Origin of the sequence: Tannerella forsythia, from assembly GCF_001006485.1 — a bacterium.
GTDB lineage: Bacteria > Bacteroidota > Bacteroidia > Bacteroidales > Tannerellaceae > Tannerella > Tannerella forsythia.
In genome coordinates this window covers 40390-65667 of the sequence record NZ_JUET01000134.1, presented here as the reverse complement: position 1 = coordinate 65667, position 25278 = coordinate 40390, and the positions used below count along the sequence as shown (strand labels likewise).

Here is a 25278-nt window from a genome sequence, read left to right as displayed (position 1 = left end):
GCGTATTGTTCAAAATTGAGTAATTTACTCATTGACCAGATTTATTTTTCTTCCGACCTTTGTCCCGCGTGATAAATGTTTGTGTCGGAATGATTGTTGAAATGATTTATTATTGAGCTGATTATCGATAAAGACATGATAAATAAAAAGGGGCGAACAGATAGACTGTTATATATAAAGGTAGGAATGCTGACAATACTGCTTTGGGGTGTCATCAGTCCATCGGTCGCACAAAAACGCTACCGCACGGGTGACGTACTCAACGTACAGCTGCGCCATGGGAAGCCCGAAACAGGGGCTGGACTTGAAAATGAATTGACCGACGCTGTATGTAAAGAGATTCAGATTCATCATATGATTCCACTCTTTCGTAAGCAGGCTTTTGGAGAAAGATTGCTCGCGGGCGTGAAGGAAGTGCGACGCGTTATGAGTAACCGACCGAAGAACAATGCCCTCTCTACCATGAAGGAGAAAAACACGGACGAGGGAATCAAGGGTATTCTTGTGATATTGGCCATTGTCGTATCGGCCATCTTGTTTTTCGCTATCTCGTACGACGAATTTAAGTTTGCCCGTAGCGGCAGGATAGGACGAAGTGTCGTTTCCCGCAAGACATCGTTCTATGTGATAGGGATTATCGCGATCTGTTGCTTCCCGGGGCTTATTTTACTGCCTTTATTTGTGTTGTTCAAACTGCTGTTTCGCCGTCGTTTGACCTGTAGTGTGCCGTGTCCGTCGTGTCGTGCGGTGGGAGCATTCAAGAATATCCGGAAAGAGTTTCATGTAGAGTTTGAAACGGTCGGAAACAAAAAGTTGAGAACACAACATTGGAGCTTCGTCTGTAAAAAATGTGGCTTCCGGATGAAAGAAAAGGTATATGATGATGTAAGTGAATTTGCTATGTTGACACAGAATGTGATTCAAACGATGAGGAGCAAAGGAAGAAATAGCGATAATGACGAGGAGGGCTCGTGGGGAGGAGGGGGTAGTGGCGGTGGTGGTGCGTCGACACGCTTCTGACCAAGAGAAAAAATATTTATGAATAACTGATAAAATAAATCGATGATGAGAAAAAAGATGTATATCCTTGTGGCATGCCTGATGGCATGGGTTGCAATGCCGCAGCTAATCGACGCACAGGTATTGCGTGGTAATAACAATCAACAGATCGGAAGCATCGGTTCCGATGGGACGATCCGCAATCGAAGCCATGCGGAAGTAGGGAGAATCAAATCCGACGGTACGATTTGTGACCGAAGTAACAGGCAAATCGGTATAATCTCTTCCGACGGCATCGTACGCGATCGCAGTCATGCGGAAATCGGACGAATCAATTCCGATGGCACTGTGCGTGACCGCAGTAACAAGTATCTTGGTAAGATCGATACTGACGGTACGGTACGTAACAGCAACAATGCCAGCATCGGCAAAGCATCGGGAGTGAAAAAAGAGTGGGCGGCCGTTGCCTTCTTCTTTTTCGACTTCTGAATTTGCTCCAGTGGAGTCCGCTGAAACCGAAAAAAATAATCAAACAATATGATACACGATTATGTATTGCGATAGAGGTATAACTAAAATAACTATAAAGAAATGAAACGAAATGTATTAAACCAGTTTAATGGATGGATGCTTGCGGTAGCAAGCGTGGTGTTGCTCTCATTAGGAGCATGTGATAAAAATGAGCAGGGAGGGGAGAAACCGAAGAATCTGCCCGATATCGATGTGAAGATAGAGGGTACGATCGATCATCAGAAGTTGGTTGAAGGGCAAAAAGGTTCGGTTACGTTTAACCGCTTTCCGGCTACGGTCCAAGAGTTCAAGGAAGTGCGTGAGAAAATCGGTAAGGAACCCCATGGAGCCGTGGCCTTGCAGATCATGGCCTATGAAATGTTTCGCCGTAATCAAAGGATAGGGATGGAATGTATTAATCTGAACAGTACGAATACGAATTCAGGTGAAAAAAGCAGCGCGGTCAGACAGCTGAAACTCTTGTTCAACAATGATAATTCTTCACGTCCTTACCAGATGGCGGCTTATCTGAAAGGGGCTACCTTCGAAAATGGTTACAGCCCGACCAAACCCTATACGGTAGAAGTGATCGTAGACGAAGGACGGGGATATGGCTATTCAAACGATTATCAGGCTCCTATCGTCAAACTTTTAGTGCTGACAAAAGGAAAAGAAAGACCCGATCCGGTCGCTTTGGTAAAGACCAAAGACCCGAAAGAATCGAGCGAAGGCAAATATTTTATCGTAAGCGAGTGTTCCAGTATCTATGTGCGTGTACGAGCGATAGCATTTGATCATCCGTTTAAAGGATTAGATTAATTTTATCTCCGAAAACATACATCATAACCGAAAAAAGATGATAAGAAAAATTTTATGTGCAGTCGTTGCCGCGATATTCTTCTTGCATTTGTCGGCACAAGACCAAACTTATAGGGGAGCATGGTTTGAAGTGAAGTATCCGTCTGACTTCACCGCCCAAGGATCGATGGGATCCAGAAGTGCCGAGGATGATCAGTTCGACAGCGCGTTCTTCACCTCTCCCGACGGAGAAGTCGAATTTTATATCTTCTCGCCTCAATGGGGAGGCGAACCAACCGATATTGCCCTTTGGCCGAATGAAAAAGAAGGAGATAGACAGGTTAAAAAGGCCGATAACCAGACCGTTACCTATTGGACAATCGGCGCTAAAGACGGTAGCTACATACGCAGCTATCAGGAGACTCGCAACGAAATCGAAAATACGGTGTGGGTTGTCGGGATCAAGTATAAGAATCGGAAAGCGTACGATCGCTACAAAAAGAAATATGTCGCTTTTAAAAGTTCCTTACAACAATTCGCAGACTAATAATAAGAGAATAAAAACAGAAATACATACAGAAGAGACAATGAAAACAACATGTATACAAACCGTCTTTTTAACGATCTTATGCTTCTTGACGGCATGCAACCCGGCTAAAAGTAATCAGGCCGAAACATCGGAAAACTTGCGAGTTATAAAAAAACATCAGTATGATAGCTTTGCGAATGCTCATATCGTGGCATATCAGAAAGACGGTCAAGTCTATTTTTACAACGTTGAAGCGGATGACCGGGTGCCTTTCACCGAAGAAACCGAAGAGATTTTTAATCTCAAATTCGATCCCGACGGGCATTCCATGTATTATACCGTAGTGCGAGATGGTGTGTTGTGGCTTCGCAAAGTCGTATTCTCCGATGCCGGAGTACAACTCGAAGACCTTTTGAACCTGAATATCCCGAAAGAGAAATGTATAACTGAAACGTACGGAGATAATAGTCTGATGGAATATCAGGATGGAAAACTACTTATCCGCAGTGATTTCAGTTGGGATGGATATAACTTTGGGACGTATAACATTTATACGATCGCAGACAATACTCTGACAACGACGAGTGATTCTGAGAAGGCTAGCAAGCGCTTCGGCGCGCTCTATCAGGAATCGGACGACCGTTTCGAAACGGAAAACGAACACATGATTTACCTGCACAACGGTAACCGTATCTGCCTGACCGATCAATTGAACCTGAAAGCGATGGGAGACGATTATGGCTCAACTGAAGTCGATTATTTCAAACAGACCGTTTCACCTGACGGATCAAAAGTCGCTTTTGTGGCGATTAATTCGTTTGGCGATTTGGCACATGGTCCGCTGTGCATCGCTGACGCAGACGGTAAACACCAGCAAAGGCTGAGTGAAGACGGCGCAGCACAATACTTCCCTCTGCAATGGGCCGGTAACCAACTGGTCTTTGTTAACGACGAAGAGAGCGAACACGAAAATGTCGGAGTCAAGGTACTTTATATCACAGATCCCGAAGAAAACAAGCCGATTGATCTTATCGTCGGCGTAAAGAGTTTCGATGTTAAACAGCCTGTAAAATAAGGAGAAAAAGACAATGAAAACAATGATTTATTTATTGGCAGGAGCGTTTCTATGGACTTCCTGCAAGAACATGATCTCGTCTGGACAATCGGGAGAAAATACCGAAAGCATCGTCACTCAAGAGACGATGCTTATAGATAGTCTCGAAAAAAAACTGATTGCTTCGGATAATGAGTTGGAACGTATCGGTCTACACCGACAGATTACCGACCTGAAATTCAAACATGCCACGGATGATGAAAAAACAGGCCTTTTCAATGATTTCACTACGTTTTTATATGTGGAACTGGAAAATCTTAACGAAAAGGAATTCGGTTATCTGGAACATTATTATGAATATCGGATGAATGAAAATGGAGATCACATCGAACCGCACGATTCCATTAAACAAAAGGAAAGGTCTTATAGGGAGGTCGGTTTGGAATTTAAGGAAATGGGCGAAGGAATCGTTTCGATTGCACCGAGTGCGGCTCTTTTCGAAAACTATCTCAAACAATTGCCGGCATCCTATCAGGAATATTGGCAATTACTGAGAGACGCTGAAAATGTGGTTGCCGATGCGGGGTTAATCGTTACCTGGCGAGAATTGGGAGACCTGATCGCCCGATGCGAAGCATACGCGAATAAATATCCCGATCATATCGGCTTTTTCAAAGTGCTTGCGGAAGATTATCAATTTCTCCAAAACGTTTACATAACGGGGACGGATAATACGTCTATCGCTGACGAAACAGGGAAACTCGATCCCGATCTGAAAGCCGAATGGATGCGTTTCGGTAAAGCTTTTCCCAACAGTCCGACAACGAGTTTGATCAAAATAGCGCTGGCCGAGAAGAATTACAAAGATCGATACGCTATTTACGAAAAGATATACGACGCACAACTTAAGTCGAACGATCCGTTGATGCGTGAATACAATAAATAACGAATCTATCATGATCTACTGTTCATGCAAACGCATTATAATAAGAAAATAAAAAACCTTTTTAAAAAACAATCAAGATGAAGAAAAACATGAATTATTTTGCAGTGGTGCTTTTGTTGGGAATAGCTGTACCGACTCAAGCACGGGTTTTGGACCGTGAGGGAAGAAACGGAGATGCCGGCAGAACTGCCGACAGAGTAGGAGAGAATGGCATAACGGTACAAGCTGCCGTCTCGTCAGGTAAAACCTACTATGTAAGTCCCAACGGCAGTGTACGTGCCGACGGACTCAGTAAAGATACGCCTTTGAAAGATCTGCAAAAAGCCATCGACCTCGCCGAAGAAGGGGCTACCATTCTGGTCGCCGAAGGCAATTATCTGGGCAATATGGACAGAGGCTATATTGAATGCGGCCGGTTCGGGAACGGTGCCGATAACGGGAAGTTCCTGAAATTTTACGGAGGCTATTCGTTGGATTTTTCAGAACGTGACCCGGTCAAATACATTACTAAAATTCAGCCCAACGAAAAATCGCCGCGCAGCATCGGTTCGGCCCTGTTCCATATCACAGCCCGTCGGGCTTACGGTGATAAACGTCCGGCCGGCGAAGTTGTAGTCGACGGATTCACGTTTGATGGCGGGGAGTTTATCCAATACTACAAACCCGATGTGAATGACCCCAGAACCGGCACTCCCAACAAAGAAGTACTTACCGGCATGTTGATTCACCCCGATGCGCAAGCCGGAAATTCCGTGGGAATATCGAAAGTCGATTGGCGTGCGTTGCATCTGACCGTCGAAGGGAAAGTAAAAATAACGAACTGTGTGTTTGTGAACTGCCGTAACTTTGGGCTGCAAGGAGGCATGGGAGCCGGGCATATCGAAGTCTGCAATAACGTGTTTGTGGCCAACCGTTATGCCGCCTGCGAAATATGGGGAACGCTGGCATCCGGCAGAGAAAACGAAATATCGCTCGATTTCCATCATAACACCGTACTGTTTTCGTGGCCGATCACCAAAGAGTTTGAAACGATGGGACAGGGTTTCCGTTTTATGAACGGTATCCGTACCATCAACGTGTATAACAACATCTTTGCGTTCAATGCGCGGTGCGGAGTGGAACGTTGCCGATACGAAAACAAAAAAGAATACGAGAAATTGAAGCAAAGCAATTTGTATAACAATTATTTTCTGGGGAACAAGTACGACCTTGAAATCTGCGACAGTTCCGCACCAATCAATGTGCCGGCATCCCGTATCGAAGAAGCCGAAGAAATCGGACCGAAATACGAAGGGAATAAAGAAATGCCGTTTGACCAGTCGTTCATTTCGGCCATAGATGCTCCCTACCTGAAAGGTTTCACCGAATTGAAAATATCGACCTCCGAGAACTACGACGCCAACTCGTCGGCCAACCAGTTGAACCGTTTTCTCGGACTTAACCAGCAAGGTACGAGTACGACGCGCGTCAGCATGTTTGCCAATAAATACCCGTGGGAGAAAGCGCGTAATTTATTTGGCGCCGTGAAAGATTACGGAGCGCAAACACCGGAGAAGAAATAATCGGATAAATCGGGGCCGGGGGGAGGATAGCGAATAAAAGCTCAGTATCATAAAAAACATTCGCTACCTCCCCGACTCTTATCTTTCAATATGAAAAGAAAAATGAAACAGCGAATGTTTAATTGGGGCATGGTGGTATGGGCCGTCTTGCTGATAAGTTGTAAAAACACGGGGGCAACGACATCGGATGGTGCGACCGACAGTACGCAGGTAACATCGGTCGAACAAATCCTGAAACTGCCTGCACTCAAACCCGGAGAGGAAATTGTATTTGAAGACGACAAGGTTCGCATTGTCGAAGGGGGAATCGTCAATACGGACGGAGGTATGTATAACACCCTCAACATGCAGCCTAAAAACGCGTCATACAAACAGTTTAAGATCGAAGGTACGGTTCTTGCTTTCGAGAACGTCGTTGGCAATGCAATACTGGCCAGCGAAGGCACGGGAACCATACGCATGCTGTGGGTATACGATCTGACTACAGGCGAAAAGTTGCTCGGAGTAGAATCGTTTGCAGACTATGGAATCGTAATCGAAAACGATCATCAATTCTCTTTCTATCGATACGACGACGCTTTGCCTCAAGTCTCTTGGAACGAAGAAAAGGCCGTGTGGGAGAATCGTAATCACGTGCCTTCCGAGTTGCAAAACGCCGATTTGGAGGAAGCCAAGAAGAAAAGTCGGGAATATTTGTTTAACGGACTTACGCTGATGGCGCATCAAAAAGGACTTTGTTGCAACGGTTGACGTCTGATTATCAAAAGATATGGGTGTATATAAAAAACAACCTAAAAAAATCAGCCGTTTAATAATCAGCGATATAGAAAAATTGATGTTTTATTACAGGCAAAAATATATCACTGTTTTCTATGGATTTATCCGTTGCAACAAAGTCATCAAAAAGTACAAGTCGATATTCAAGTACGAAAAGCGACTCCGCAGAACGAATACAAATGGGAATATATCGAATAAATAGGTATCGGAGAGGAGAGGTAACGTAACGACAATTCTCCCCGTATCCATTCATGCTTTAAACATTAAAAACAGATGAAACAAATACTGTGTATCTTGTTATGTTTCTTATCCGTGGTCGGCATGGCAGCGCAGAACAACAAACCGACCAACAGGAAAACAAACATCAAAGATATTTTTCTGATGCTGCCCGACAACGCGTTCGGACATCCGGATTTTACGCTTGAAAAGCGAAAGGAAATGCTTAAAACCATCGGTCAACAGCCAAACATAAACGTCGAAAATTATGACGGTACTTACGCCTATATTGAGCTGTGCGACGAACGAAACGGTTATCTCTCAGTATTTTATTATTTTCTGGAAGGATATAAATACGAAATCTGTTACTGGAATCTCAAAGACGGACGAAAACTCGTTGCGGTAAACAAAGATGAAGGACACGGAGATGTCAATTTCTATCTATACGAAAACGGTAATCTGAGCGAAGACTTGTATTATTGTCCGGATATTTACAACGTGCAACTCGATGACTTCTTCGAAACGTCGCATCTCGACGAAAAGGAAAAGGGCATCCTTCAGGATTTATTCGAAAACCGGATCGTTTTTCAACATCTGCTTCCGCGTAAAGGCACATCGATCGAAATGCGTATCGGCAGCATTCCTTTCGATATGAGTTACGAATCCATGTTCGAAGAGGCCGGCCTGAAAGATGAGAAAATCATATTTAAACATCTTATCTTTAAATGGCTAAACGAAAAATGGGTCAAGGAAGTTCGAAAAGGTATTGGAACTGCTGAGTAAATAGCCGTATGCGAAAACAATTTGCAGGAGATAAATCACAACTGTGATTTATCAGAAACAATTTGCGGGAGACAAATCTTCACACAGATTTGATGAGAAACAACGGTACCCCTCCAGCCATGAAAATAGAAAAGCAGGGAAGGCGAATACCTTGAACGGTCTGCCTTCCCTGCCTGTTTCCTGATGAAACAGTATCGGCGTTTAGCCTTCTCGTAAAGCCTCGACGGCGGCAACGCTGCGGTCGATTTTTTTACCCAACAACTTCGATCCGTAAGGCGTAATAAGATAATCTTCTTCGTTACGGATGCCGCCGAAATCTTTGTATGTAACAACCTTGTCGTAGTTGATAAATTCCTCGAACATCTTTTCGCTTTTCCAGCGGTCAATCAGTTCGGGAATAAAGTATATGCCCGGCTCGATGGTCAATACGAAACCGGCCTCCAGTTCGCGGGCCAGTCGCAACGATTTACGTCCGAACTGCTTGCTTTTCGGCTTCTCATTGTATCCGACATAGACTTCGCCGAGGTTCTCCATATCGTGCACATCGAGTCCCATCATGTGCCCCAGTCCGTGCGGAAAGAAGAGCGCATGCGCTCCGGCCTGCACGGCTTCGGCGGCATCTCCTTTCATCAGTCCGATATTTTTCAGCCCGTCGACAATCGTTGCTGCCGACAAATCATAAACTTCTTCAAAACGAATACCGGGCCGCAGGGCGGCTACGGCTGCTTCGTGGCCGGCTACCTGAATTTCGTAGACTTCACGCTGGCGGGTCGTGTATTTCTTGTCGGCCGGCACGGTCGAGGAGAAATCGCCGGCATATCCCATTTCCGTCTCCGCACCGGCGTCGACGAGGAATAAATCGCCGCTTTTCACCATGTTTCCGTGATCATGGTTGTGAAGTGTCTGACCGTTGACCGTTGCAATGATCGGGAACGACAACCCGTAATTGTGCGAAGCCGCTACTTCCTGAATGGCGGCCGCCACCTCGCACTCGCGTATTCCCGGCCGAACCAGCCGCATTGCTCTCAGGTGCATATCGGCCGTTACGTTACACGCTTTTTCGATTTCTGCGATTTCTTCGTCCGTCTTGTAGTTACGCAGGTTAACAACGCCGCGGATAAACGCAACAGAAGGTTTTTCGGTGCCGGGCTCTATACCGAGCAGACTCCAGCGTTTGATTTTATGTTCGGCGCGATAACTGGGCAGATAGTGAATCGTTTGACCTTTTTTGAGGGCGCTTTTCAGGTATGTCGCCACTTGTCCCGAAGGTTGCACGTTCGTAATCCCTGCCGCTTCGCTTTTCTCGTGCAATGTCGGTTGCGTTCCCATCCAAACGATGGCGTCCATGGTTAGTTCATCGCCGAAGATGATCTCTTTGTTCTCGTCGACGTCAATGATGGCAGTTAACCCGGCATACGGTAACCCGAAAAAGTACAGAAATGTCGAATCCTGCCGGAAAGGATACGTGTTATCTTCGTAGTTACAACCCGCTTCATCGTTTCCGAGAAACAGCAACAACCCTGACCCCACGGCTTTTTTCAGGGCTTCCCGTCGTTGAATATAAGTCTCTTTCTTAAACATAACAATGATTTTTTTTGAATTCAGTTAAACAAAGGTACGGTATTTTTTTGTTACCTTTGTCAAGTCATCCTGAAAATTTGGAATAAAATGATGTTTGAAAAAGAACAGTTGCCTCTCCATATACCTTTTGTCACTGCTTCCGAAAGCAATGGACAGCCAGTGTCAGCTTCTTTTCTCCAACGCCCTTATTATGCGGCTTTTCTTCAGCAGCTGGGGTTGCGTGAAATCAAAGACCAAGTGCAATATCTCCTGACACAGCGTGATGCAAAAAACTGGAAGCCGACCCTCGAAGAGGTCGCATCCGCCATGCAGCAATTATGCAGCGAAGGCAATCTGACCTGGGCACAGGCGCTGTCTGTCTTGGAATTTGTTATTGTGAAGTTGGACCGGAACCAAACCGTTTCTCCTTATGTGGGGGCATACATGTGTCACGATGGCATACGACGCACCGTGCTGCATGTGTTCAACGAAGCCATTGGCAGTCGGTACACCGATCTGACCGAGTTGTCTTGCCGTATCGTCGACCATCCCGACGAAGCCAACGAAACCTTCAACACCATCCGCATCTGCGATCCGGCCATGGGGTCGGGCTTTTTCCTGATACAGTCGCTCAACGAAATGATTGCCGTCAAATCGCAGCTCGGCATTCTGTCCGACAGAGATGGTAACCCGCTTTTTCCGTACCGAATACTCGTACACGACGGAAAACTCGTCGTACGCGATAAGCGACGCTCCGAAACCATCGAGCTGACAGCGGACACTCCCGAATGCCGACGCATCCAGGACACGTTGATGAAAGAAAAACAGACCTTGATCGAACATTGTCTCTTTGGCGTCGATATTGACCCGATTGCCGTGACCATTGCACGCATCCGTCTTTGGGCCGACGTACTCAAACATGTATGTAGGGATACCGGTCAGCCTCATTCTCTACCTCTTATTGAGCCTAATCTGCGCTGTGGGGATGCCCTTGTCAGCCGGATTTCCATATACGATGATCTCAAGCCCGTCTTCCAACGTATCGGGTGCTCGGTAAGCGAATATAAAATGCTGGCTGACGATTATAAAAAAGCCCGCACTCCGGAAGAGAAAAATACGGCAGGGCAGATGCTGGCAGCGATTAAGCGAAAGTTGCTGATGGAGATCACGTGGGATGATAAGAACAACGAAGAATTGCTCCGTTGGCAACGCGAATTGGCAACGCTCAAAGCGCCAAGTCTTTTCGAAATGAACGAAGAAGAAGTCAAAGCCGTCAAAGCTCGCCTGCTCGATGCGCAGTCGATGGTGGATAAATACAAGCAAAAAATCGAAGGCACCAAGAACAATCCGATTTTTAAACATGCCATCGAATGGCATTGTGATTTCCCGCAACTACTGGATGAATCAGCTGATTTCATCGGCTTCCATCTGATCATCGGGAATCCGCCGGATACGCTCGTGCAGATCGGGGGCGAACCGATCGATATCTACAAACAACTCAACTACCGGGCTTATAAACGCACGGGCGAAGTTTCCAGCCTCTTTTATGAACTCGGCAATAAACTGCTTAAACCCGAATATTACCTTTCTTACATCGCGTCAAACGGATGGATGAAATCTGTTCAAGCCAGCAAGATGCGTCAATATCTCATGGAAGAGATGAACCCGCTGCTCACCATCGAATTTAGTGACAGCTGTAAGATCGATAAAACATTGGCTGATCATGGCATTGTTATCCTTCAGAAAGCCTTCAACCGGCATCGAACATTGAATTGCTGCCTCAAAAGTGATTTTGATCCGCAAACCTCCAATTGGGAACGATATCTGAATGATCATGGAACGTATGCCTCGACCGAGGCGGCTACGGATGAGACGCAATCCGCGTCTACGACGAGTTTCGTCATCCTCACGGAAACGGAGAAACATATCCGGGGAAAAATAGAACAGGCCGGAACCCCTCTCGAGGCATGGGACATCCAATTGTATTCGGGGATCAGAACAGGACTCGATGAAGCTTTTATCATCGACGGAGCCACGAAAGACGAATTTATTCTGGCCGATTACAAAAATGTCGATATCCTCAAACCTTTGCTAAAAGGAGAAGATATCCGGCGTTACATCCCCGAAAAATCCGACCAGTGGCTCATTTATGTTCCCTGGCATTTTCCCCTGCTTTATGACCGGACCATCACAATGGCTTCCGAACGCGCCGAACAGCGATTCCGGCAGCAATATCCGGTCATTTACGAACATTTGGCCGCATACAGAAGCAAACTTGCCGCACGGGATGCGGCAGAGGTCGGAGTCTCTTTCGAGTGGTATGCTTTGCAAAACTACGCAACCAGCAATGAATGGGACGACTTTACGCAGCAGAAAATTGTTTGGAAACGCGAAACGTCTGCTTCAGCCTTTTGCCTTGACTACAGGGGATGCGCTACATTGGATACGACTTGTTTCGCGACAGGGCAACATCTCAAATACCTGCTTGGAGTACTCAATTCCAAGCTCGGAAGATACATGTTGCAAGATGCACCGCATCTCCCCAACGGTGATATGCAGATCAGTGTCCTCACTCTCGAAGCCTTGAAAATACCGATCCCCAATATCAAGGTCGAGTCGGAGGTCATATCGCTTGTTAACAAACGTACATCCGATGTGCATAAGTTGGAGAATGAGGAATTGGATGGCAAGATAGATCGGCTCGTTTACGAGATGTATGATCTGAATGAGGAAGAACGACGTTTTATTGATTCAAATATTTCACATACATAATATGCAAACGTCTTGTGAAGAGATTCTTCATCCAATATGCGATTCGGACAGGATGATATTTTGTCCGGGATTAAGTCGTGCAATATACAATTATTCGTACTTTTGCAGTTTCAAAATCCGGCATGAGACAAAAGACGAAAAGGAACACGCTTACGTATGATTGAACGAACATATATTCTGGACAATGTAGATCCGGTTGCATTTTACGGCGTGAACAATGTCAATATGCAATTACTTAAGACACTGTATCCCAAACTTCGGATTGTGGCTCGAGGAAACATCATGAAAATTATTGGCGACGAAGGCGAACTGGATACGTTTCTTCGCAAAATCAAAGAAATCGAAAAGTATTGTGAAGAATACAATACGCTTTCGGAAGAAATATTAACCGATATCATCAAAGGGAATGAGGTGGCTTCGGCCAAACAGGAACATTTGATTATTCACGGTGTCAATGGCAGAGCGATTGTCGCACGTTCGGCCAATCAGCAATTGCTGGCCAAAAGTTTTGAAGAAAACGATCTGACGTTTGCGATCGGGCCCGCAGGATCCGGAAAAACATTTGTCGCCATTGCCTTGGCTGTAAAAGCGCTGAAGAGCAAACAAGTGAGAAGGATCATCCTGAGTCGTCCGGCAGTTGAAGCCGGTGAGAAATTAGGTTTTTTGCCCGGCGAAATGAAAGATAAACTCGACCCGTACCTCCAGCCGCTCTACGACGCGTTGCAGGAAATGATCCCTCCGACGAAGCTCCGGGAGTACATGGATCACAACGTCATTCAGATAGCGCCGCTGGCTTTTATGCGAGGACGTACACTGAATGATGCGGTCATTCTCCTCGATGAGGCGCAAAATACGACAAGACATCAGATTAAAATGTTTCTCACCCGTCTCGGTCTGAATGCCAAGATGATCGTTACGGGCGATGTCACCCAGATCGATCTTCCTCCACAAACCGCTTCGGGACTTGTACATGCCATGCAGGTGCTTCATAAAGTGCACGGGGTTGGGAGGGTAGAGTTCGAGAAAGGAGATATTGTACGCCATAAACTCGTGCAACGTATTGTCGAGGCGTACGAGAAAAACGACAAACCACCCGAAACGCAAGAATCAGCAATCCAACTAAATAAATAACTTCTTTATATACAGATCATATGAAAGCATTAGTCAAAACAGAATTTCAATTTTCCGGACAAAAAAGCGTGTATCACGGTAAAGTTCGCGATGTATATAACATTCATGACGAAACACTCGTCATGGTCGTAACCGATCGCATCTCGGCATTTGATGTCATACTGCCCGAAGGCGTTCCTTACAAAGGTCAGATTCTGAATCAGATTGCTTCTAAATTTCTGGATGAAACGAAAGATATCTGCCCGAATTGGAAATTGGCTACACCTGATCCGATGGTTACTGTCGGCATACAATGTAAAGGTTTCCCGGTCGAAATGATTGTACGCGGTTATCTTTGTGGCAGCGCATGGCGCGCTTATAAGAACGGGGTGCGTGAGATTTGCGGCGTGAAAATTCCCGACGGAATGCGGGAAAACCAAAAGTTTCCCCAACCGATTATCACCCCGACGACAAAGGCCGAGATGGGAATGCATGACGAAGATATTTCGGAAGAAGATATTATCAAGAAAGGACTAATGTCACGCTCCGACTATGCCACGCTTCAGAAATATACGCTCGCACTTTTTGAACGCGGTACGCAAATGGCTGCCGAACGCGGATTGATCCTTGTCGATACGAAATACGAATTTGGGACTTATGAAGGCGATATCTATTTGATTGATGAAATCCATACGCCCGATTCGTCGCGTTATTTCTACTCCGAAGGGTATGAAGAGCATTTTTCCAAGGGAGAGCCGCAACGCCAGCTATCGAAAGAGTTTGTACGCGAATGGCTGATGGAAAACGGATTCCAAGGTAAAGAAGGACAGCCGGTGCCCGAGATGACGTCGGATATCGTCGAAAGCATATCGAATCGTTACATCGAGCTGTACGAACAAATCACCGGCGAAACGTTTGTGAAGGCTTTGACGGATGATCTCCCCGGACGGATTGAAAAGAATGTAACAGACTTTCTGAAAAAGAAATAAACTCCTATGTCTGTCGAGGTAGAACGGGTGTTGCCGTATGCAGGCGACGAAGACAAAGGAACACAAGTTCGGCGAATGTTTGACTCCATTGCCGGACGGTACGATATGCTCAATCGCATGCTCTCGCTTGGGATGGACCGGTTGTGGCGCAGAAAGACGGTCGATTCGCTTCGTCCATCCTCGCCGCAACGTATTCTGGACGTCGCATCAGGCACGGGCGATCTGGCTCTGCTGATGTGTCGACGGTTGCAGCCGCAGCAAATCGTTGCGGCTGACCTCTCGGAAGAGATGATGGCCGTCGGACGACGGAAAGCGGCTGAAGCAGGCTATGCCTCCCTCGTCTCTTTCGAACATCAGGACTGCATGACGTTGACTTATTCGGACCATTCGTTCGATGCCATAACCGTCGCTTTTGGGGTGCGTAACTTTGCCGATCTCGAACGCGGCCTGTCGGAGATGGAGCGAGTGCTCCGCCCCGACGGACAACTAAGGATATTAGAGCTATCTACTCCGAAACATTTCCCGATGAAACAACTCTACGCACTCTATTCGAGAACAATTATTCCTCTGGTGGGAAGCTGGTTCAGTCTCGAGAAATCAGCTTATCGTTACTTGCCGGCCTCGATCCGAAAGATGCCGCAGGGACGTGAGATGGTACGACTGCTCGAACGACAGGGGTTTGATGTGCAGGTAAGGACATTCACCGGAGGAACTTGTTCTCTTTATTCGGCGACGAAGCACGGACATTCAAATACGATCGGCAAATGAAGAAATACGGCTTAATCGGATATCCGCTGGGACATTCTTTCTCACGGAACTTCTTTAACCAGAAGTTTCAATCGGAAAATATCGATGCGGAATACGTCAATTTTGAGATCAAAGACATCCGGGAGTTGAAAGACGTCGTACATGATCATCCCAACTTGTGTGGGTTGAATGTAACATTACCTTATAAAATGGCAGTCATTCCGCTGCTCGATGACCTCACCGTAAATGCCCGCAATATCGGTGCTGTCAATGTCATCAAATTCAGACGCGGGAATTTTGGGAAACTTAAACTGATCGGGCACAATTCCGATATCACAGGGTTCAAACAATCGATCGACCCGTTGTTGCACGAGTCGCACACGAAAGCGCTTATCCTCGGAACAGGCGGGGCATCGAAAGCCGTCTTTCATGGCTTGAAACAATTGGGCATAGGAGCAACATACGTTTCCCGTAGCAAGCAGAATAGCTGTTTTACGTATGATGAACTTACTCCCCGAATCATGGAACAATATACGGTGATCGTCAATACCACTCCCTTGGGGATGTATCCCAAGGTCGACGAGTGTCCGAATATTCCGTATGATTGGGTGAATTCCGATCACCTGCTTTACGATCTGCTCTATAATCCTGATGAAACGCTGTTTATGCGCAAGGGGAAAGAACGCGGAGCCGTTGTCAAAAACGGTCTTGAGATGCTTCTTTTGCAAGCGTTCGCGGCATGGGATATTTGGAACGGATAAACAGATAAAAAACAGAAGAAATAACACCATAACGAAAAAAATGAAACAAAATATTTGTAGTATTGCGGCAAGCTTGCTGCTGCTTGGCAGTATTCCTCAAGCAGGGGCAGAATCGCTCGACCCTGCAGAATACGTGAACCCGTTGATGGGATCGCAGTCGGTGCACGAATTGTCTACGGGCAATACGTATCCGGCCATCGCCCGCCCGTGGGGCATGAACTTCTGGACTCCACAGACGGGAAAGATGGGAGACGGATGGACGTATGTCTATACGGCTCACAAGATACGGGGATTCAAACAGACCCATCAGCCCAGCCCGTGGATCAACGATTACGGACAATTTTCGATCATGCCTGTGACAGGAGCGCCTGAATTTGATGAAAACAAACGTGCCAGCTGGTTCTCTCATAAGGCGGAAGTAGCAAAACCGTACTATTATAAAGTGTATCTGGCCGAACATGATGTGGTGGCGGAAATAACGACCACTGAACGAGCAGCCATGTTTCGTTTTACGTTTCCGGAGAACGAACATTCTTATATCGTCGTCGATGCTTTTGATAAAGGATCGTCTGTGCGGGTGATTCCGGAAGAGAACAAGATCGTTGGTTATACGACGAAGAACAGCGGAGGCGTACCGGAGAATTTTAGAAATTATTTTGTGATTGTCTTCGATAAACCGTTTACATACCGTGCTACGTTTACCGATCAAACGCTACATACGGACAAACTGGAGCAGACGGCCGGACATACGGGCGCCGTGATTGGCTTCCGGACGGAAAAAGGTGAGATTGTCCATGCACGTGTCGCTTCGTCGTTTATCAGTCCGGAACAGGCAGAACAAAATCTAAAAGAACTGGATGTAGATCGTTTCGATGCGATAGTTGCACAGGGAAAAACCGAATGGAACAAGGTGCTTGGTCGTATCCGTGTAGAAGGAGGAAGTCTTGACCAGTATCGTACGTTCTATTCATGCCTGTATCGTTCGCTGCTTTTCCCACGAAAATTTTACGAAGTGGATGCCGAGGGAAAGATCGTGCACTACAGCCCGTATAACGGGAAAGTACTGCCCGGATTTATGTACACCGACACGGGTTTTTGGGATACTTTCCGCTGCCTGTTCCCATTCCTGAACCTGATGTTTCCGGAGCAGAACAAAGAAATGCAGGAAGGACTGATTAATACCTATAAGGAGAGCGGCTTTTTCCCCGAATGGGCAAGCCCGGGACATCGCGACTGTATGATCGGAAACAACTCGGCATCGGTACTCGTAGATGCGTATATGAAAGGAATAAAGGTCGAGGATGTGGAGACACTGTATCAGGGATTAATTCATGGAACGGAACATGTGCATCCGAAAGTATTTTCGACAGGCCGTCTCGGACACGAATACTACAACCGGCTGGGCTATGTTCCGTACGATGTAAAGATCAGGGAGAATACGGCTCGTACACTCGAATATGCGTATAACGACTGGTGCATCTACACACTGGCGAAAGCGTTGAAACGTCCGAAGAAAGAAATCGCACAGTATGCCCGACGGGCGATGAACTACCGGAATGTGTTCGACAGGGAAACGAACTTGATGCGTGGACGTAATGAAAACGGTACGTTTATGTCGCCTTTTTTACCGCTCAAATGGGGCGATGCTTTTACGGAAGGGAACAGTTGGCATTATACGTGGTCGGTCTTCCACGATCCGCAAGGGCTAATCGATTTGATGGGTGGACGTCAGGCGTTCGTGACGATGCTCGACTCGGTATTTACCGTTCCGCCACTGTTCGACGAAAGCTACTATGGCGCGGTGATCCACGAAATACGCGAAATGCAGATCATGAATATGGGAAATTACGCGCATGGTAATCAGCCCATCCAACACATGATTTATCTCTACAACTACGCCGGTGAGCCTTGGAAAGCCCAATATTGGCTGCGCCGCGTGATGGAGCAGCTTTATTTGCCGACTCCCGACGGATATTGCGGCGACGAAGATAACGGGCAAACATCGGCATGGTATGTCTTTTCAGCATTAGGCTTCTATCCCGTGTGCCCGGGAACAGACGAATATGTGTTGGGAGCTCCGCTGTTCAAAAAAGCCACACTGACATTCGAGGACGGCAAGCAGATGGTTATCAACGCACCGGAGAATAACGCCCACAATGTTTACGTGGAATCGTTACATCTGAACGGACAACCGTACATCAAAAACTATGTGAAGCATAAGGATTTGCTGTCCGGCGGTACGCTCGACTTCCGTATGTCCGATCACCCGAACCTTAACCGAGGAACAAAGCCTTCGGACTTTCCATACTCGTTTTCGGTATCGGAAAAGAAGTGGGAGTGAGGCGGGGCAGAATGGCCCGACATGTGTCAACCACAGAATGTCGGAGGGGGAGTTTTCCTTCATTGGCATGAAGATGGTGTGTACCTCTCTGCCGACGACGGACGCACGTGGCACGGCTTCCGTGAGCTTTATCTTGACCCGCGACGCGATGCGGCCGATTTCGGTACGGCTTTCGGTATCGATAAGAGCGTTCACCAGAGCCAGTTCGTCGAAACGGAGCCCGGTCGCGTGCTGGTCTCGCTCGGACAGTCGGCGCATCACCGTGTGATGCTGATCTTCGATGTCGACTGGCTCATGGCGCGAAGCCGCTTCTGTAACTTCTCCGACAGCCTTCGTCAATGGTCGGTCTTCAGTTATTATAAGGGAAATCGTCGAGCATTGCGGATACAACCGTACGCCAGGGTGCGCACTCGTCGACGGGCGGTTGCAGGTGCGTTGCCTTTTCAACGATTCGCTGCTTACTTCCCTCCGTGGTGCAGTCTGGAATTTCCCCGCCTTTCGTAAGGGACGATTTACCGTTTCCCTCCGTTTCAACGACCTTGCCACAAAAGGACATCTTTTGCTCAACGACCGGTGGTTCAACCCCACGGACAGCGTAGCTCGTTATTATGCGCCGTTTGATGTTCCGTTAAGCCATAAAATGCTTAATATCAGCGACAACAAGCCGTACCTTATCCGTATCGACTGGAACCTCGATACGAAGCATCCTGCGGCCGAGGTCTATGTCGATAACCGAAAGCGTTTGACTGTACCGCTCCGAAACGAGTCGCAGCACGGACTGTCATACGTCCATTTTCTGAGCGATACCCGCATTGACGATCAAGGTTATGAAATCGAGTGGGTAAAAGCGGAAGTCGGACGGTAATCTTTTGGTAAGGAAGATTATTTTTTCGTAAAAACAGACGAAATATTCGATTCTTTCGTTTTCTTTGTAGGGAAATAATCATGTTATGGAGAATAATTATTGCGTAATTATGGGAGGCGGTATCGGAAGCCGCTTTTGGCCTTTCAGCCGGGAGAATAAACCAAAACAGTTTCTGGATTTTTTTGGTGTCGGACGATCGTTGCTGCAAATGACCGTTGACCGTTTTGCCAAAATCGTTCCGATGAAGAATATCTATGTTGTCACGAATGAGCGATATGCCGACTTGGTCAAAGAACAGTTGCCCCAGCTGCTTGACGAGCAGATATTGCTTGAGCCTGTACGGCGCAATACGGCACCCTGCATTGCGTATGCCGCCTATCATATCAAGGCTTGTAATCCCAAAGCCAATATTGTTGTTGCTCCGTCCGATCATTTAATCCTCAAGGAAGAAGAATTTCTTGCAGCCATCCAAAAAGGGTTCGACTTCGTAAGCCGGCACAGTGCCTTGGTCACGTTAGGTATCAGACCGAGTCGTCCGGAAACAGGCTACGGCTACATCCAAAGCAGTGAAACGATGATCGGAGACTTTACGAAGGTCAAGACATTTACTGAAAAGCCGAATCTGGAACTGGCCAAAGTCTTTATGGAAAGTGGCGAATTTTTTTGGAACTCAGGGCTGTTTCTTTGGAATGTCGACACGATCTTAAACGCCATACGCAGCCATCTTCCTGATATATCCGCACGTTTTGACATGGGAATGGGAATCTTCAACACTCCTTCCGAAGACGCATTTATCAAAGAACATTTTGCATACTGTCCGAGCATATCGATTGATTACGGGATCATGGAGAAGGCCGATAACGTTTATATGCTTTGTGTCGATTTCGGATGGGCGGATCTGGGTACGTGGGGATCGATCTTTGATATTGCTCCGCGTGACGAAGCCGATAACGCTGTGCTGAAAACAAGAGCCTTGCTTTACGAATCCGAAGGCAATATCATTGCATTGGAAAATACGGATCGGTTAGCCGTCATTCAAGGACTGCAGGAGTATATTGTGGCCGAGTCGGGTAATGTATTGCTGATTTGCAAGAAAGAAGAAGAGCAACGAATCAAGCAATACATGGCCGATGCACAAATTAAATACGGCCAAGAATTTAGTTGAATAACTACGCATGGAAGCAAGAGGGGGCAAAATCGATACGATCTATAATCTTCCGTCTACGATCTCGCGCGGCAAAACGCTTTTGACGTCATAGACGACGGCATTCGTTTTTAGCAGTCCGGAAATATCGGGCGCACCGAAAACTTTATGTGCAACGGCAAGGATCACGGCGTCGTACTTCCCTGCCGGCTGCTCGGTGATGACGTCGACGCCGTACACTTCCCGAACGTCGGATGGGTCTACCCACGGATCGTATATCGTGATACGGCTCGTATATTCCTGTAGCGTATGATAGATATCCATGACCTTTGTGTTACGTGTATCCGGACAATTTTCTTTGAAAGCGAACCCCATGATTAAAATTTTAGCATCCTTCACAAGAATCCCTTTTTTATTCATATACATAACAGTTTGGTTTGCAATGTAGGCACCCATACCGTCATTGAGCCGTCGTGCGGTGGTCATGATACGGGGCAGCACACCGTAGACCTGCGCTTTTTGGATAAGATAATAAGGATCGACGCTGATGCAGTGCCCTCCGACGAGTCCGGGATGCATTCGTATGAAGTTCCATTTTGTCGAGGCTGCCTCGATCACATCGTTCGTATCGATACCCATCGCATTAAATATCTTGGCCAGCTCATTCATGAATGCGATGTTGACATCGCGCTGGGCGTTTTCGATGATCTTGGAAGCTTCGGCCACGCGGATCGAAGGTGCTTTATGCGTTCCTTCCGTCAATACGGAGCGATATACGGTGTCGATTTGCTCGGCTGCCTCCGGCGTAGATCCGGAAGTCACCTTTTGAATAGTTTCTACCGTATGTCCTTTATCTCCCGGGTTGATTCGCTCGGGCGAATATCCGGCAAAGAAATCAATGTTGAGCTTCATTCCCGAAACCTGTTCTACGACAGGAAGACATTCTTCTTCTGTCACACCGGGATAGACGGTCGACTCATATACGACGATATCTCCTTTTCCGATGACTTTTCCTACCGTCGTGCTGGCGTCAATCAACGCTTTCAGGTTCGGACGGTTGTATACATCGATCGGAGTAGGGACGGCGACGATATAAAAGTTATAGTCGCGGAGGTCTTCGGGGTTCGTCGTACATCGGAAACCGTTCTTCAAGGCTGCCTGCAACAATTCGTCGGACACTTCGAGCGTATCGTCGTGTCCCGACATGATTTTTTCGACCCGCACGGGGTTTACATCGAAACCGATGGTCGGATATTGGGTAGAGAAAAGGCGTGCCAAAGGCAACCCGACATATCCCATTCCGATGACGCAGATTTTTGTTGATTTCATGGAACAAAGGTAATCACATCTTTCCGAATCTTCAAAATCGAAGTTTTTTGTTGCAATAGTACTTTTTTTCTTTCCCCACCGAAATAGCGGGCGGATACGTTGTTTTCCGTCCAAGACATTTGGTTACATCCTTCCAAACATTTACCTTTGGGCATTGTTTTTTGATGTTTTTAGCGAAAATGAAATACATAGATCGAACGATGATTGTGGTTTGGGGGGTGATTCTTGCCTGTCATCTGTCTGCGCAAAAGAATGGCCGGACGGAGGTTTTCTCGAACCGGGTGAAAAGCCTTCAAGTGAAGGTAGCCGGAGAACAGATTTCAGAACCTTATATCGAACTCAATAGCGACCACCGGCTTGAGATCAGTTTCGATGTGTTGAACCATACGCAGGGACAATATGCTTATTCGATCATCTATTGCGATGCAGACTGGAACCCTTCGATGCTGACCCCGATCGAATATATGGACGGCTTTCAGGGCATGACCATCAACGATTATTCTCCATCGTTCAATACGACCGTATCTTACATGAACTATCGCCTTTACCTGCCCAATGACAACATCCGTTTTAAGGTATCGGGCAATTATCTGTTGTACGTTTATGAAGAAGAAAGACCGGACCGAATCGTTTGTTCGGTACGATTCGGTGTTTATGAACCGCTCATCGGCATCGACGCCACGGCTAGCGGTAACACCGATATATCCTTTAACAAAGAGCATCAGCAGATCAACTTTCAGATCGATCGAAAGGGGGTAACGGTGAACTTTCCGGAGAAAGAGCTGAAAATCTATGTTTATCAGAATAATCGGGACGATAATGTGGCAAGGAATGTGCAGCCGCAGATAATTACAGGCAACCGGCTGACGTATGAACATCTTCGTGAGCTGATTTTTGAAGGTGGCAACGAATACCGTCGTTTCGAATTCTTGACACATCGTTACAACGGACTGAATATCGACGGTATCGGGTTTTACAATCCCTATTATCATGCCGACCTGATGATTGACCGAAGCCGAATGCACACTGGTTACCGTTATGATCAGGATCAGGACGGGCGCTTCTTCGTCCGTTGCAGTGGCTGTAACGACCCGGATACGGAAGCTGATTATTATATCGTTCATTTTACGTATGCTTCCGAACCATTGCTCGAAGGCGATGTTTATCTGCTGGGGGACTTTGTGCAAAATCAGTTCAATGAGACGAGCCGGATGGAATATAACCCCCAGACACGGCAGTATGAAAAAGCGCTGATGTTGAAGCAGGGATATTATAATTATCAGTATGTATTGCTCCCTCATGGGGAAACAAAGGCACAGACATTGCCGACAGAGGGCGATTATTACCAGACCGAAAACGAATATACGATTCTCGTCTATCATCGTCCGATGGGGATGCGTTATGACCGGCTGATCGGTAAACTGACCCTTCGCAACACGCATTTTGTTTTATAAATTAACATCATGGAAGAAAACAAACAAACAACGAAAAAGAAAAATCCTGTAAAATGGATGATCCTGTCCGTTCTTTTACTGCTGATGGGTTATGGGATGTACCGTTTGGTCATGTTTTATTATGCCCCGCATCGTTCAACTCAGCAAATTTACCTCGTACCCAGAGATGCCGTATTTATCCTTCATTCGAGCAATCCGGTCAATGACTGGAAGCGATTCAGCACGAGTGAGCCGTGGCAATGCCTCAGGCGCAGTCCTTCGTTTGCCGATGTCGCACGCGATGCGAGTAAGCTCGATTCCGCTCTGCAAGCTAACCAGCGACTTCTCGCTTTGGTAGGGAAAAGAGACCTGATGATTTCGGTGCATCGGATGCGCCATGGGAAGCTCGGCTTTCTGTACGTCCTCGACTTGCAAAAGATTTCGGAAGTACAGGCCTTGAAAGAACAGATCGATAAACTCTACGCATGGATGAACTACGGGGTGACATATCGGAAATACAAGGACACGGAAATTGTCGAGCTGCGTGATCCCAAGACACGCGACATGCTTTATACCGCTTTTGTGGACAATCATTACATCGCATCGGCGACGGCCGGACTTATCGAAGCCTCCATCTCGGAACGTAACGATCCTGTCATCGGATTAGACCCGCTTTTTATCGAAGCCGACCAATCGACCGATAATGACGGTGTGTGCCGCATTTTCGTGCAGCATGCTGTTCTGCCTCGCTTGCTCGACCTGTATATGGGTAAGCGAAAGGGCTATCTGCCGGCTATCGGCGCTTCGATGGCCTATACCGGACTAAGCCTGCAAGCCGATAAGGAAAAATTTGCATTGAAAGGATATACTTTTCTGAAAGATACGGTCAGCCCTTATATAGCGACTCTCCTGCATTCGGAAGGCCGGGAAATGACCGCTCATAAGATACTGTCGGATCGTACGGCTTTTTACACCAGCATCTGCGTTGACAATCCGGTATCGTTCGTCGAAGAGATGGAGGGGATGCTGGCCAACAATGAGCCGTCGCTTTATGCGACTTATAAAGAATCATACGAGCGCATTGAAAACATGCTTGATCTATCGTTGCGCGATGATTTCCTGAGCTGGATGGCCGGCGAGTTTGCGGTCATTGAACTTGAACCGGGACTGTTGGGGCATGACACGGAGATGCTACTTGCTGTTCGTGCCGAAGAGCTTGGACGGGCACAGGAAAAGATGGAATATATCGAGAAGCAGGTGAAGAAGAACACGCCAGTTCATATCCGAAAGGCCAATTATAAAGGATATGAGATCAATTATGTCGAACTGAAAGGTTTCTTTGCTCTCTTTTTCGGAAAAATGTTTGAGAAGTTCGAAAAACCTTATTATACATATGTGAACGATTTTGTGGTCTTTAGCAACAAACCGGCGACATTGCTCTCCTTCATCGAAGACTATGAGCAGGAACGTACGTTGCGTAACGACAACGGTTTCAAGCAGGTGCTTGCGCAAATCGATAGCCGCTCTACGTACTTCGTTTATACGAACAGCATCAAATTTTTCCCGCTTATGGAGCCCCTCTTGAACCAGAAGACGTGGGAAGGCTGGTCGGCTAATCGTGAGATTGTCTACTCGTTTCCTTACTCTGCTTTGCAGATCGTTGGTGATCGACAGAAGGTCGCTTTGCGGATGGTTATGAATTATCATCCTTATCATCCGCCGGTCATGCCGGAAGAAGCGTTGTACGAAGAGAATGATACCGAGATATCGGAAAAGGCTGTCATTGACGAGTTGAATCGTTTCTATGCCGAGAAATTTCAAGGAAATATTTATCGCGAGTTTTATTCCGGAGGTGCGCTGAAGAGCGAGTGTGAGATACGCAACGGTCGGCGTAACGGCAAATATCACGAATATTTTGAGAATGGCAGCTTGAAAATACGCGGCCGGTACGATAAGGATCATCCGACGGGTACATGGAAATATTATACGGAAGACGGTGCGCTGGAGAAGAAAGTTCGACTGTAAGGAATGCCTTCCTCTTCATTCCTTCGTA

Annotated in this window: 22 protein-coding genes; 20 read left to right on the top strand and 2 right to left on the bottom strand. The window is 46.8% G+C overall.

The genetic code is table 11. From position 1 onward, the window contains the following. The first annotated feature begins 186 nt into the window (after positions 1-186). From Tanf_RS12845 to Tanf_RS12800, 9 genes are all read left to right on the top strand, one after another. A complete protein-coding gene (locus tag Tanf_RS12845) occupies positions 187-1020 on the top strand; it encodes a TPM domain-containing protein (RefSeq protein WP_046826128.1) in 834 nt (277 codons plus the stop codon). A gap of 42 nt (positions 1021-1062) precedes the next feature. Beyond that, complete coding sequence (locus Tanf_RS12840) at positions 1063-1488, top strand: 5-fold beta-flower protein (RefSeq protein WP_231964471.1); 426 nt, start codon at positions 1063-1065, stop codon at positions 1486-1488. A 102-nt stretch (positions 1489-1590) separates the two neighbouring features. Then, positions 1591-2328, top strand: coding sequence for a DUF6935 domain-containing protein (locus Tanf_RS12835; protein ID WP_046826127.1), 738 nt, complete (start codon positions 1591-1593; stop codon positions 2326-2328). 37 nt (positions 2329-2365) lie between these two features. Continuing rightward, positions 2366-2854, top strand: coding sequence for a hypothetical protein (locus Tanf_RS12830; RefSeq protein WP_046826126.1), 489 nt, complete (start codon positions 2366-2368; stop codon positions 2852-2854). 40 nt (positions 2855-2894) lie between these two features. After that, the gene (locus Tanf_RS12825) at positions 2895-3911 is read left to right on the top strand and encodes a TolB family protein (protein WP_140230641.1); all 1017 of its coding nucleotides are present in this window, start codon (positions 2895-2897) and stop codon (positions 3909-3911) included. A gap of 13 nt (positions 3912-3924) precedes the next feature. Continuing rightward, on the top strand, positions 3925-4836 hold the full coding sequence (locus Tanf_RS12820) for a hypothetical protein (RefSeq protein WP_014226071.1): 912 nt from the start codon (positions 3925-3927) through the stop codon (positions 4834-4836). 77 nt (positions 4837-4913) lie between these two features. Then, positions 4914-6398 carry a hypothetical protein gene (locus Tanf_RS12815; RefSeq protein WP_046826124.1) on the top strand — a complete coding sequence of 495 codons (1485 nt, stop codon included), beginning with the start codon at positions 4914-4916 and terminating at the stop codon, positions 6396-6398. 102 nt (positions 6399-6500) lie between these two features. Next, a complete protein-coding gene (locus tag Tanf_RS12810; protein ID WP_140230640.1) occupies positions 6501-7148 on the top strand; it encodes a hypothetical protein in 648 nt (215 codons plus the stop codon). 300 nt (positions 7149-7448) lie between these two features. Further along, positions 7449-8174 (top strand): hypothetical protein, encoded by a 726-nt coding sequence (locus Tanf_RS12800; protein ID WP_140230639.1) that lies wholly within the window; start codon positions 7449-7451, stop codon positions 8172-8174. Positions 8175-8375: 201 nt separating this feature from the next. On the opposite strand, the gene Tanf_RS12795 is transcribed toward Tanf_RS12800, so the two are convergent. Further along, positions 8376-9755: an aminopeptidase P family protein gene (locus Tanf_RS12795; protein WP_046826120.1), complete on the bottom strand. Its 1380-nt coding sequence runs from the start codon at positions 9753-9755 to the stop codon at positions 8376-8378. 87 nt (positions 9756-9842) lie between these two features. Between Tanf_RS12795 and Tanf_RS12790 the strand changes: the two genes are divergently transcribed. From Tanf_RS12790 to Tanf_RS12755, 9 genes are all read left to right on the top strand, one after another. After that, positions 9843-12506: an Eco57I restriction-modification methylase domain-containing protein gene (locus Tanf_RS12790; RefSeq protein ID WP_046826119.1), complete on the top strand. Its 2664-nt coding sequence runs from the start codon at positions 9843-9845 to the stop codon at positions 12504-12506. Between the two features lie 156 nt (positions 12507-12662). Further along, on the top strand, positions 12663-13637 hold the full coding sequence (locus tag Tanf_RS12785) for a PhoH family protein (protein WP_014226062.1): 975 nt from the start codon (positions 12663-12665) through the stop codon (positions 13635-13637). 20 nt (positions 13638-13657) lie between these two features. Then, positions 13658-14605 (top strand): phosphoribosylaminoimidazolesuccinocarboxamide synthase, encoded by a 948-nt coding sequence (locus Tanf_RS12780; protein WP_046826118.1) that lies wholly within the window; start codon positions 13658-13660, stop codon positions 14603-14605. 6 nt (positions 14606-14611) lie between these two features. Then, entirely contained in the window at positions 14612-15373 is a 762-nt protein-coding gene (gene ubiE, locus Tanf_RS12775) for a bifunctional demethylmenaquinone methyltransferase/2-methoxy-6-polyprenyl-1,4-benzoquinol methylase UbiE (RefSeq protein ID WP_046826117.1), read from the top strand. After that, complete coding sequence (locus Tanf_RS12770) at positions 15370-16113, top strand: shikimate dehydrogenase family protein (RefSeq protein ID WP_046826116.1); 744 nt, start codon at positions 15370-15372, stop codon at positions 16111-16113. The genes ubiE and Tanf_RS12770 overlap by 4 nt, the downstream gene beginning before the upstream one ends. A gap of 40 nt (positions 16114-16153) precedes the next feature. After that, positions 16154-18454, top strand: a complete 2301-nt coding sequence (locus tag Tanf_RS12765) for a GH92 family glycosyl hydrolase (protein WP_046826115.1) — start codon at positions 16154-16156, stop codon at positions 18452-18454. A gap of 21 nt (positions 18455-18475) precedes the next feature. Next, positions 18476-18958: a hypothetical protein gene (locus tag Tanf_RS13950; protein WP_140230638.1), complete on the top strand. Its 483-nt coding sequence runs from the start codon at positions 18476-18478 to the stop codon at positions 18956-18958. Continuing rightward, positions 18885-19319 carry a hypothetical protein gene (locus Tanf_RS13945; protein WP_140230637.1) on the top strand — a complete coding sequence of 145 codons (435 nt, stop codon included), beginning with the start codon at positions 18885-18887 and terminating at the stop codon, positions 19317-19319. Before Tanf_RS13950 ends, Tanf_RS13945 begins: the two co-directional genes overlap by 74 nt. A gap of 85 nt (positions 19320-19404) precedes the next feature. Continuing rightward, positions 19405-20484 carry a mannose-1-phosphate guanylyltransferase gene (locus tag Tanf_RS12755; protein ID WP_046826114.1) on the top strand — a complete coding sequence of 360 codons (1080 nt, stop codon included), beginning with the start codon at positions 19405-19407 and terminating at the stop codon, positions 20482-20484. 42 nt (positions 20485-20526) lie between these two features. On the opposite strand, the gene Tanf_RS12750 is transcribed toward Tanf_RS12755, so the two are convergent. Further along, positions 20527-21792 carry a nucleotide sugar dehydrogenase gene (locus Tanf_RS12750; protein WP_014226056.1) on the bottom strand — a complete coding sequence of 422 codons (1266 nt, stop codon included), beginning with the start codon at positions 21790-21792 and terminating at the stop codon, positions 20527-20529. Between the two features lie 179 nt (positions 21793-21971). On the opposite strand from Tanf_RS12750, the gene Tanf_RS12745 reads away from it, so the two are divergent. Together Tanf_RS12745 and Tanf_RS12740 are read left to right on the top strand one after the other, a co-directional pair. Beyond that, entirely contained in the window at positions 21972-23246 is a 1275-nt protein-coding gene (locus tag Tanf_RS12745) for a type IX secretion system plug protein (RefSeq protein ID WP_046826160.1), read from the top strand. Between the two features lie 9 nt (positions 23247-23255). Further along, positions 23256-25250 (top strand): DUF3352 domain-containing protein, encoded by a 1995-nt coding sequence (locus Tanf_RS12740; RefSeq protein ID WP_046826113.1) that lies wholly within the window; start codon positions 23256-23258, stop codon positions 25248-25250. Positions 25251-25278 lie beyond the last annotated feature (28 nt).

What these genes read in the sequence shown, in the direction of transcription:
- Tanf_RS12845 (WP_046826128.1), top strand. Translation starts at nt 187, where the DNA reads ATGCTGACAATACTGCTTTGGGGTGTCATCAGTCCATCGGTCGCACAA.
- Tanf_RS12840 (WP_231964471.1), top strand. Translation starts at nt 1,063, where the DNA reads ATGATGAGAAAAAAGATGTATATCCTTGTGGCATGCCTGATGGCATGG.
- Tanf_RS12835 (WP_046826127.1), top strand. Translation starts at nt 1,591, where the DNA reads ATGAAACGAAATGTATTAAACCAGTTTAATGGATGGATGCTTGCGGTA.
- Tanf_RS12830 (WP_046826126.1), top strand. Translation starts at nt 2,366, where the DNA reads ATGATAAGAAAAATTTTATGTGCAGTCGTTGCCGCGATATTCTTCTTG.
- Tanf_RS12825 (WP_140230641.1), top strand. Translation starts at nt 2,895, where the DNA reads ATGAAAACAACATGTATACAAACCGTCTTTTTAACGATCTTATGCTTC.
- Tanf_RS12820 (WP_014226071.1), top strand. Translation starts at nt 3,925, where the DNA reads ATGAAAACAATGATTTATTTATTGGCAGGAGCGTTTCTATGGACTTCC.
- Tanf_RS12815 (WP_046826124.1), top strand. Translation starts at nt 4,914, where the DNA reads ATGAAGAAAAACATGAATTATTTTGCAGTGGTGCTTTTGTTGGGAATA.
- Tanf_RS12810 (WP_140230640.1), top strand. Translation starts at nt 6,501, where the DNA reads ATGAAACAGCGAATGTTTAATTGGGGCATGGTGGTATGGGCCGTCTTG.
- Tanf_RS12800 (WP_140230639.1), top strand. Translation starts at nt 7,449, where the DNA reads ATGAAACAAATACTGTGTATCTTGTTATGTTTCTTATCCGTGGTCGGC.
- Tanf_RS12795 (WP_046826120.1), bottom strand. Translation starts at nt 9,755, where the DNA reads ATGTTTAAGAAAGAGACTTATATTCAACGACGGGAAGCCCTGAAAAAA.
- Tanf_RS12790 (WP_046826119.1), top strand. Translation starts at nt 9,843, where the DNA reads ATGATGTTTGAAAAAGAACAGTTGCCTCTCCATATACCTTTTGTCACT.
- Tanf_RS12785 (WP_014226062.1), top strand. Translation starts at nt 12,663, where the DNA reads ATGATTGAACGAACATATATTCTGGACAATGTAGATCCGGTTGCATTT.
- Tanf_RS12780 (WP_046826118.1), top strand. Translation starts at nt 13,658, where the DNA reads ATGAAAGCATTAGTCAAAACAGAATTTCAATTTTCCGGACAAAAAAGC.
- ubiE (WP_046826117.1), top strand. Translation starts at nt 14,612, where the DNA reads ATGTCTGTCGAGGTAGAACGGGTGTTGCCGTATGCAGGCGACGAAGAC.
- Tanf_RS12770 (WP_046826116.1), top strand. Translation starts at nt 15,370, where the DNA reads ATGAAGAAATACGGCTTAATCGGATATCCGCTGGGACATTCTTTCTCA.
- Tanf_RS12765 (WP_046826115.1), top strand. Translation starts at nt 16,154, where the DNA reads ATGAAACAAAATATTTGTAGTATTGCGGCAAGCTTGCTGCTGCTTGGC.
- Tanf_RS13950 (WP_140230638.1), top strand. Translation starts at nt 18,476, where the DNA reads ATGTGTCAACCACAGAATGTCGGAGGGGGAGTTTTCCTTCATTGGCAT.
- Tanf_RS12755 (WP_046826114.1), top strand. Translation starts at nt 19,405, where the DNA reads ATGGAGAATAATTATTGCGTAATTATGGGAGGCGGTATCGGAAGCCGC.
- Tanf_RS12750 (WP_014226056.1), bottom strand. Translation starts at nt 21,792, where the DNA reads ATGAAATCAACAAAAATCTGCGTCATCGGAATGGGATATGTCGGGTTG.
- Tanf_RS12745 (WP_046826160.1), top strand. Translation starts at nt 21,972, where the DNA reads ATGAAATACATAGATCGAACGATGATTGTGGTTTGGGGGGTGATTCTT.
- Tanf_RS12740 (WP_046826113.1), top strand. Translation starts at nt 23,256, where the DNA reads ATGGAAGAAAACAAACAAACAACGAAAAAGAAAAATCCTGTAAAATGG.